Origin of the sequence: Corynebacterium sp. MSK297 (genome assembly GCF_030232885.1) — a bacterium.
Lineage (GTDB): Bacteria > Actinomycetota > Actinomycetes > Mycobacteriales > Mycobacteriaceae > Corynebacterium.
In genome coordinates, this window is the sequence record NZ_JASPGD010000027.1 from 1 (window position 1) to 1,408 (window position 1,408).

Sequence of the window (1,408 nt, forward strand, 5' to 3'; positions counted from 1 at the left end):
GGTACTACGGTGGCCGTCGGCATCATTCATGAGGGCCCACCGTCAGTTACAGATACACCACACTAAAGGACGCAACCCGACCAGGAGCGGCCATGATCAAAATAGATACGCTCCGCGTCCACACCATAAGCGGCCAACTTCTCACGCTGAACCTGTAAATCCTGCTTCTCCGTAGACACACGCGCATACCCAATGGCATGACACACCCCCTTCTTCACAGTGCCGCTGACTAGACGGACGCGAGTTTTTGATTGACCAAGGCGTTCAAAGAAATGCCCTCCGTCTTGGCAACAATAGCCAACCGCCGATGCAACGACGGAGACGTACGCACGTTGAACTTCCCCGAGTAGCTACGACTGCCCAACGGAGCAGGAACCGCCTCGCCGGAGGCCTCCATGTCCTCAGCAACCTCAGCAACAAGCTCAAGCAAACCACGCTCGGCCTGCTGCCGGTCTGCATCCAACCACGACAATGAGGGAAACTCAGCCACGGTCGCCACAAACTCTTGATCTTCTTCCGACCAGGAGACTTGATAGGTGTACTTGTTAATGTCCATGCTGACTACTCCGATTCCTTCTTCTGTGCGCCCAGTTTCTCAATCGCTTCTAGAACTTGATGGACCTGATACGGCTTGGCCTTGCCCTTCGCGTTTTGAATATTGACACGAGGATCACCCAGCCACGGGGTCTTGTAGGTGCGATGCGACGTCTTCTTCGTATTGCGCCTTTCAAAGTAGTGATCGCAGACTTTTTCCAAATCGACAAACCTCACATTCTTCGGTGACCGCTTCATTGCCTGCACAATGTCGCCAATGCTCTTTCCCACAACGCAGTAGTACCACATATGATACTACCGGAAGTTTTGGCCACGCCGTCCTGACGGTACGCAGAAAAAGTGGCCAGTTAGGGCTCCTAAGTGGCCATATTTTGCGCCGGAGGCAAACGCCAGCCTGCCTAGTGGAACTTCGTGGTTTTCAGCAACGGCACAAACCAGCGTTTGACGGTCGCCTTACGCCCCTCCAGGGGAGAGCTTGCAAGTAAAGCACAAGAGCTCAACTGAAAACGACGCAGCACACCAGGAGAAATCAATGAAAAGAAGCTAATCGCACTGGCTACAGCATTAGCATGTTTAGCCGCCACACCAGTAGGAACCCGAGTTCTCTCAAATGCCCTCCAAGACGAGCAATATGACCAGTTTGTTCAATACGTCAGTGACCAGCGACCAGTCTCCGAAACAAACAGAGACGTCAGCATCATATCCGATGGATATCGAGCAAATTGACCCCGACCATTTCAAGCTTTTCAAGCAACGGATCACCAGTGGCGGGTCAAGTTGGTGTGGGCGGGGTTTTTCGGACCGGATGACTTAACATAGGAGACCATAACGACCGACCAGGTCAGAAAGATAT

3 protein-coding genes are annotated in these 1,408 nt (G+C 52.7%); all 3 read right to left on the reverse strand.

Going from position 1 to position 1,408, the window contains the following annotated elements; all coding sequences use genetic code 11:
• Positions 1-62: 62 nt before the first annotated feature.
• Genes QP888_RS10950 through QP888_RS10960 form a run of 3 tightly spaced genes read right to left on the reverse strand, consistent with a single transcriptional unit; the run spans position 63 to position 825 of the window.
• Positions 63-218 (reverse strand): recombinase family protein, encoded by a 156-nt coding sequence (locus tag QP888_RS10950; RefSeq protein ID WP_502869182.1) that lies wholly within the window; start codon positions 216-218, stop codon positions 63-65.
• 11 nt (positions 219-229) lie between these two features.
• Complete coding sequence (locus QP888_RS10955; RefSeq protein ID WP_049149752.1) at positions 230-556, reverse strand: type II toxin-antitoxin system HicB family antitoxin; 327 nt, start codon at positions 554-556, stop codon at positions 230-232.
• A gap of 5 nt (positions 557-561) precedes the next feature.
• Positions 562-825, reverse strand: coding sequence for a toxin HicA (locus QP888_RS10960; protein WP_284590040.1), 264 nt, complete (start codon positions 823-825; stop codon positions 562-564).
• Positions 826-1,408: the final 583 nt, after the last annotated feature.